Origin of the sequence: Bradyrhizobium sp. (assembly GCF_035484855.1) — a bacterium.
GTDB lineage: Bacteria > Pseudomonadota > Alphaproteobacteria > Rhizobiales > Xanthobacteraceae > Bradyrhizobium.
In genome coordinates, this window is sequence record NZ_DATHOP010000252.1 from 1 (window position 1) to 6,948 (window position 6,948).

A 6,948-nucleotide genomic window follows, 5' to 3' on the forward strand; every position below is an offset into this window, starting at 1 on the left:
TCTGTTGCAGGTGGCGCAGGCGATGCGGCTCGGCTGGACCAATGACGAGATCTTCACCTCCTGCAAGATCGATCCCTGGTTCCTCGCGGAGATGCGCGGCATCGTCGAGATGGAAGCGAAAATCACCGCCAACGGCCTGCCCGGCAACGCCTTCGCGCTGCGCACGTTGAAAGCCATGGGATTTTCCGACGCCCGGCTGGCCGTGCTGACGCAGGCCACCGAGGCCGAGGTCAAAACAAAACGCCACGCGCTCGGCGTCCGCCCGGTGTTCAAGCGCATCGACACCTGTGCGGCGGAATTCGCTTCCCCCACCGCCTACATGTATTCGACCTATGAATCGCCGTTCGCGGGCGCGCTCGCCGACGAGAGCGCGCCGTCGGACAAGAACAAGGTCATCATCCTCGGCGGCGGCCCGAACCGGATCGGCCAGGGCATCGAGTTCGACTATTGCTGCTGCCATGCCTGCTTCGCGCTGCACGATGCCGGCTATGAAACCATCATGATCAACTGCAATCCGGAAACGGTGTCGACCGACTACGACACCGCCGACCGGCTGTATTTCGAGCCGCTGACCGCCGAGGACGTGCTCGAAATCATCGCGACTGAGCGGAAGAACGGCACGCTGCACGGCGTGATCGTGCAGTTCGGCGGCCAGACGCCGCTAAAGCTTGCGCGCGCGCTGGAGGCGGCCAATGTGCCGATCCTCGGCACCTCGCCCGACGCCATCGATCTCGCCGAAGACCGTGACCGCTTCAAGCGCGTGCTCGACAAATTGCGGCTGAAGCAGCCCAAGAACGGCATCGCCTATTCGGTCGAGCAGGCCCGCCTGGTGGCCGCCGATCTCGGCCTGCCGCTGGTGGTGCGCCCCTCCTATGTGCTCGGCGGCCGCGCCATGCAGATCATCCGCGAGGAGAACCAGCTCTCGGATTACCTGCTCGGCACGCTGCCCGAGTTGGTGCCTGGCGACGTCAAGGCGCGCTATCCGAACGACAAGACCGGCCAGATCAACACAGTGCTCGGCACCAATCCGCTGCTGTTCGACCGCTATCTGTCTGATGCCATCGAGATCGACGTCGACTGCCTGTGCGACGGCAAGGACACTTTCATCGTCGGCATCATGGAGCATATCGAGGAAGCCGGCATCCACTCCGGCGACAGCGCCTGCTCGCTGCCGCCGCATTCGCTCGATGCCGCGATGATATCGGAGCTGGAGCGGCAGACCCGGGAGCTCGCGCTCGGGCTCGACGTGGTCGGGCTGATGAACGTGCAATACGCCATCAAGGACGGCGACATCTATGTGCTCGAGGTCAATCCGCGGGCGTCGCGCACGGTGCCGTTCGTCGCCAAGGTGATGGGCATCCCGGTGGCGAAGATCGCGGCCCGGCTGATGGCCGGCGAGAAGCTTGACGATTTTGGTCTGAAGAAGAAGAAGCTCGGCCATGTCGGGGTCAAGGAATCGGTGTTTCCGTTCGCGCGCTTTCCCGGGGTCGATACCGTGCTCGGACCGGAGATGCGCTCGACCGGCGAGGTGATGGGCATCGACCGCTCGTTCGAGATCGCCTTCGCCAAGAGCCAGCTCGGCGGCGGCACCCGTGTGCCGCGCAAGGGCACGGTGTTCGTCTCGGTCCGCGACATCGACAAGGTCAGGATCGCGGAGGCGGTGCGGCTGCTCGCCTCGGTCGGCTTCAAGGTGATGGCGACCTCCGGGACCCAGCGCTTCCTGGCCGATTTCGGGGTACCGACCGAAAAGGTAAACAAGGTGCTGGAGGGCCGGCCGCATATCGTCGACGCCATCATGAACGGCGACATCCAGCTGGTCTTCAATACCACCGAAGGGCCGCAGGCGCTGGCCGACAGCCGCTCATTGCGGCGAGCTGCCCTCTTGCATAAAGTCCCATATTACACCACTCTTTCAGGTGCCGTGGCGGCTGCCCAAGGCATCCGCGCCTATCTGGGCGGGGACCTTGAGGTCCGCACGCTGCAGAGTTACTTTTCCGAAACCTGATCCCTTGGCCGGCTCCTCCGGCAATCGATCGGCAATGAAGCCCTCGTGACTGGGAACACGCCAGCCATGAGGGTGTTCTGTTTCGGCGTTTATGCGTACCCCCGGATGGGTCCGCATGAGGTTGAAGGACGACATGAGATGATGGAAAAGGTTCCGATGACCGCCGGCGGCTATGCCGCCCTCGAGGTCGAATTGAAGCAGCGCCAGTCGGTGGAGCGTCCGCGCATCATCGAGCATATCGCCGAGGCGCGCTCGCATGGCGACCTTTCGGAGAACGCGGAATATCACGCCGCCAAGGAAGAGCAGTCGCACAATGAAGGCCGCATCGCCGAACTGGAGGACAAGCTGGCGCGCGCCGACATCATCGACATCTCGAAACTGTCCGGCGACACCATCAAGTTCGGCGCCACCGTGACGCTGGTCGACGAGGACACCGACAAGAAGGCGGTGTGGCAGATCGTCGGCGAGCCGGAAGCCGACGCCAAGAAGGGCCGCATCTCCATCACCTCGCCCTTGGCGCGCGCGCTGATCGGCAAGAAGAAGGGCGCCTCTGTGGAAGTGGTGGCGCCCGGCGGGCCGAAGGCCTACGAGATCACCAAGGTCGAGTGGCGCTAGTAGTACGCGCGCATTGTATCAAAAGGCCGGGATGATCTCCCGGCTTTTTTGCATTGCACTTGCCTGACGGCATCGTGAAGTCGGCATCGCGCGCGGAAAAAATTGCGGAAAACACTTTGCCGACGGCATTATTCCGTTGCTGCCCTGCGAAACGCCGCCGATTTCTATGGTTTATATGCTTTTCCTCGCCGCTTCGACGCGATACCAATGAAGCGTATCGACCTTGGGGGAAACCATCATGATTGAAACGCTGACGACCTGGAAGCCGCGCGCACTGAGCGTGCTGCGCATCATCATGGGTCTGATGATCATCGAGCACGGCATGGGAAAGATTTTCCACTATCCCGCGTTGCCGGCCTACGCCAACATCCAGCCGCTGTCGCTTTTGGGCGCCGCCGGCTTCATCGAGTTGATCGGCGGCGCGCTGTTGATCCTCGGGCTATTGACGCAACCGGCTGCCTTCATTGTCGCCGGTGAAATGGCGGTTGCCTATTTCATGGTGCATGCGCCGAAGGGCTTCTATCCTCTGCTCAATGGCGGCACGCTGGCGATCGCCTACTGCTTCACCTGTCTTTATTTGTCGACCGCGGGCGCCGGCCCGTGGAGCGTCGATGCTGCGATGAAGCGGGCATAGGGGGCGATCATGAACACGTTCAACAAGACGCTGGCGCGCTTCGAGCCGCAGGTTCTGAGCATCTACCGGTTCATCATCGGATTGCTGCTGTTCCAGTTCGGCGTCGCAAAACACCTGAAATTTCCCCCGGGCACGATGTTCGAGAAGGTCGAGCCGTTTTCGCTGTTCGGCGTCGCCGGCATGTTCGAATTGGTCGGCGGCGCCCTGCTGCTGCTCGGCCTGTTCACGCGGCCGGTGGCCTTCATCCTGTGCGGTGAAATGGCGTTCGCCTATTTCATCGGGCATCTTCCAAAGAGTTTCATTCCGCTTCTAAGCGGTGGCAACCTCGCGATCATATTCTGCTTTGCCTGCCTGTATTTCGTCTGCGCCGGCGGCGGGCCGTGGAGCCTGGACGCGCTGATGCGGAAGAAGGGGTAACGTCATCCTGAGGTGCGAGACCGGCGGCGCAATTGCGCCGACGGTCGAGCCTCGAAGGATGGATGCGACAAGGGTGCCTGCGGCCCATCCTTCGAGACGGCCGCGATGCGGCCTCCTCAGGATGACGGCGTTACACGCGGCGAGAGCTACCCCGCCATCTTCACTTCCAGCGGCACCGCGGCCTCGTATTTCGAATTGTGCAGCACCAGCGAGGTCCGCACATTGCGCACATGCGGCGCCGCCGTCAGGTGGGTGACGAAATCCTGGAACGTCGCCATGTCGGGCGCCACGCATTTCAGGATGAAGTCGACGTCGCCGGACAGCATCCAGCATTCCCGCACCAGAGGCTCGGCGCGCACGAATTCCTCGAACGCGCGCAGATCCGCATCCGCCTGGCTCGCCAGATGCACGGAAGCGAACACCGTGACATCGAAGCCGAGCCGGCGCGGATCGAGCAACCCGCGATAGCCCTGGATGTAACCTTGCTCCTCCAGCGTCCGCACCCGGCGCAGGCAGGGCGGTGGCGAAATGCCGACGCGCCTGGCCAGTTCCACATTGGTGATTCGGCCGTCGGCCTGGATTTCCGAGAGGATTTTGAGGTCGATCTCGTCAAGATTCTTCGACACGCGGTTCCGTATCCTGGGCTGGCAAATCGGGTGATAATGACTGGCAATAGTCTTAGCGCAGCCGAGGCGATTAGCGCAATTTTATTGCGCGTGCGCCGCGCCATTTAACCCCTTCAGTGGGAAATTTCGCCTATTTGGATTGCAATTCTTGCATAGCTTGCCAGATGTCCTAGACTTGGATTTGACACTTTAGGCGCCGCCGCGATGCCTTTCCGGGCTCATTGCGCCCAAGCGCTGACCAAATCCCCTGAAGAGACGGATTGTCCCATGCCTGCGCCCATCCACGCCAAGGTGGTCATCATCGGTTCCGGCCCGGCCGGCTACACCGCTGCTGTCTATGCCGCGCGGGCGATGCTGGAGCCGGTTCTGATCCAGGGCATCCAGCCCGGCGGCCAGCTCACCATCACCACCGACGTGGAAAACTATCCGGGCTTTGCCGACGTCATCCAGGGCCCGTGGCTGATGGAGCAGATGGAGAAGCAGGCCGCCCATGTCGGCACCAGGATCGTCACCGATCTCGTCACCAAACTCGAGCTCGGCCAGCGGCCGTTTCGGCTCTCCTGCGATTCGGGCGACGTCTATCTCGCCGAAACCGTGATCCTCGCCACCGGCGCACAGGCGCGCTGGCTAGGCATGCCGTCGGAAGAGAAGTTCAAGGGCTTTGGCGTCTCGGCCTGCGCGACCTGCGACGGGTTTTTCTATCGCGGCAAGGAAGTGATCGTGGTCGGCGGCGGCAATACCGCGGTCGAGGAAGCGATGTTCCTGACCAACTTTGCTTCGCGCGTGACGGTCGTGCATCGCCGCGACCATTTCCGCGCCGAGCGCATCCTGCAGGAACGTCTGTTCAAGAATCCCAAGATCAGGGTGGTGTGGGACTCAGCCATCGACGAAATCGGCGGCACCGAAAACCCCGGCAAGGTCACCCATGTCCGGCTGAAGAACGTCAAGACCGGCGGTTTGACCGAACTGCCGGCGGACGGCGTCTTCATCGCGATCGGCCATGCGCCGGCCACAGACCTCGTGATCGGTCAGGTCAAGCTGAAACCGTCAGGCTATGTCGAGGTGGCGCCGAACTCGACCGCGACTTCCGTGCCCGGCGTGTTCGCCGCCGGCGACGTCGCCGATGAAATCTACCGGCAGGCGGTCACCGCCGCCGGCCTTGGCTGCATGGCAGCCCTTGAGGCCGAGCGTTTTCTCGCGCTACGGGCGAGCGAACGCGCGGCGGCGGAATAATCATGGCAAGAAGTAGGGACGGATTTACCGACATGGATTGGGACAAGCTGAAGGTGTTTCACGCCGCGGCGGAAGCGGGCAGCTTCACGCATGCCGGCGAGCAGCTCGGCCTTTCGCAATCGGCGGTGTCGCGGCAGGTCAGCGCGCTGGAGCAGGAATTGTCGGTGTCGCTGTTCCACCGCCACGCGCGCGGCCTGATCCTGACCGAACAAGGCGACCTCTTGTTCCGCACCGCGCATGACGTGTTCATGCAGCTGCAGGCGGCGCGCGCCAAACTGACCGACAGCCGCGAGCGGCCGAGCGGCGACCTCAAGATCACGACGCCGCCCGCGCTCGGCATCAACTGGCTGATTCCGCGGCTGCACGAATTCACCGCGCTCTATCCGGAGATCCGGATTTCGATGATCGTCACCGACGAGGACCTCGACCTCTCGATGCGCGAGGCCGATGTCGCGATCCGCACCCGCAAGCCGACCCAGCCCGACCTGATCCAGCGCAAGCTGTTCTCGATCGGATTCCACGCCTATTGCTCGCCGGAATACATCAAACGCTTCGGCACGCCGCGTACGCTGGACGATCTCGATGCGCACCGCATCATCATGCTGAGCGACATGCAGGTTCAACCGCACCTGCAGAACCGCAGCTGGCTGATCGACGCCGGCCGCAACGGAAGCGGCCCGCGCGAGGCCTTTTTCAAGGTCAACAACATCTTGGGGTTGGTGCGCGCCTGCCAGCAGGGCCTCGGCATCGCCGCGCTGCCGGACTATCTGGTAGAAGAAAACAATCGCCTGGTGCAGCTGTTTGGAGAATCTGATTCTATCCAGCTCGATACCTACTTCGTCTATCCGGAAGAATTGAAGACGGTGGCGCGGGTGCAGGTATTCCGCGACTTCGTGGTGAGCAAGGCGCAACGCTGGCCATCGTGATTATCGGTCGATAACCCCCCGGTCCCCGCATGACTGACATGCGGCCCGGACGGTTGCTGCAGGGTGCTTGCGGGGATCATAATGCCCTTACGCTGAGTTTTCGCGTTGCGCATATGTCCCCCTCCTCCAGTGGCGCGAGCGCTCAGTAATCCCTCTTGGAAGGTGATTGTGTCGGCCTCACGTGGCCAATACCTTGAAGCCGGGCTCGATCGAGCCCGGCTTTTTTTTGGCGCGTTCGTTTTCTTGGAAGCGTCATCCTGAGGTGCGAGCCCCTTCGGCGAGCCTCGAAGGATGACTACAACAGGTGCCCGCGGTCCATCCTTCGAGACGCCGCGCGAGGCGCGGCTCCTTAGAGCCTGACCGAAAAAGCAGTGAGTGATTCCAGCAGGCCGTGATTCCTTCGGATTTGCAAAGATTCGAGGGAGAGCATCATGCCATGGACTGAAATCACTCGTGCCGAGTATCAACGCAGTGACCTGCGGTACGCAAGCG

7 protein-coding genes are annotated in these 6,948 nt (G+C 62.4%); 6 read left to right on the top strand and 1 reads right to left on the bottom strand.

Going from position 1 to position 6,948, the window contains the following annotated elements; all coding sequences use genetic code 11:
* The 4 genes from carB to VK804_RS29060 all read left to right on the top strand — a co-directional run.
* Window positions 1-2,005: carbamoyl-phosphate synthase large subunit (gene carB, locus VK804_RS29045; protein WP_325376654.1), on the top strand; the 2,005-nt coding region annotated here is incomplete at its 5' end.
* Window positions 2,006-2,143: 138 nt separating this feature from the next.
* Complete coding sequence (gene greA, locus VK804_RS29050; protein ID WP_325376656.1) at window positions 2,144-2,620, top strand: transcription elongation factor GreA; 477 nt, start codon at window positions 2,144-2,146, stop codon at window positions 2,618-2,620.
* 238 nt (window positions 2,621-2,858) lie between these two features.
* Window positions 2,859-3,254, top strand: coding sequence for a DoxX family protein (locus VK804_RS29055; protein WP_325376658.1), 396 nt, complete (start codon window positions 2,859-2,861; stop codon window positions 3,252-3,254).
* A 9-nt stretch (window positions 3,255-3,263) separates the two neighbouring features.
* Entirely contained in the window at window positions 3,264-3,671 is a 408-nt protein-coding gene (locus VK804_RS29060; protein WP_325376660.1) for a DoxX family protein, read from the top strand.
* Between the two features lie 146 nt (window positions 3,672-3,817).
* Here VK804_RS29060 and VK804_RS29065 read toward each other — a convergent pair whose 3' ends face one another.
* The gene (locus VK804_RS29065; protein WP_325376662.1) at window positions 3,818-4,297 is read right to left on the bottom strand and encodes an Lrp/AsnC family transcriptional regulator; all 480 of its coding nucleotides are present in this window, start codon (window positions 4,295-4,297) and stop codon (window positions 3,818-3,820) included.
* A gap of 267 nt (window positions 4,298-4,564) precedes the next feature.
* On the opposite strand from VK804_RS29065, the gene trxB reads away from it, so the two are divergent.
* Both trxB and VK804_RS29075 read left to right on the top strand, forming a co-directional pair.
* Window positions 4,565-5,530, top strand: a complete 966-nt coding sequence (gene trxB, locus VK804_RS29070; protein ID WP_325376664.1) for a thioredoxin-disulfide reductase — start codon at window positions 4,565-4,567, stop codon at window positions 5,528-5,530.
* A 2-nt stretch (window positions 5,531-5,532) separates the two neighbouring features.
* Complete coding sequence (locus tag VK804_RS29075) at window positions 5,533-6,456, top strand: LysR family transcriptional regulator (protein ID WP_325376666.1); 924 nt, start codon at window positions 5,533-5,535, stop codon at window positions 6,454-6,456.
* Window positions 6,457-6,948: the final 492 nt, after the last annotated feature.

Excerpts from the sequence above, each read along its gene's own strand:
- VK804_RS29060 (WP_325376660.1), top strand. The coding sequence starts at position 3,264 with ATGAACACGTTCAACAAGACGCTGGCGCGCTTCGAGCCGCAGGTTCTG.
- VK804_RS29055 (WP_325376658.1), top strand. The coding sequence starts at position 2,859 with ATGATTGAAACGCTGACGACCTGGAAGCCGCGCGCACTGAGCGTGCTG.
- trxB (WP_325376664.1), top strand. The coding sequence starts at position 4,565 with ATGCCTGCGCCCATCCACGCCAAGGTGGTCATCATCGGTTCCGGCCCG.
- VK804_RS29075 (WP_325376666.1), top strand. The coding sequence starts at position 5,533 with ATGGCAAGAAGTAGGGACGGATTTACCGACATGGATTGGGACAAGCTG.
- greA (WP_325376656.1), top strand. The coding sequence starts at position 2,144 with ATGATGGAAAAGGTTCCGATGACCGCCGGCGGCTATGCCGCCCTCGAG.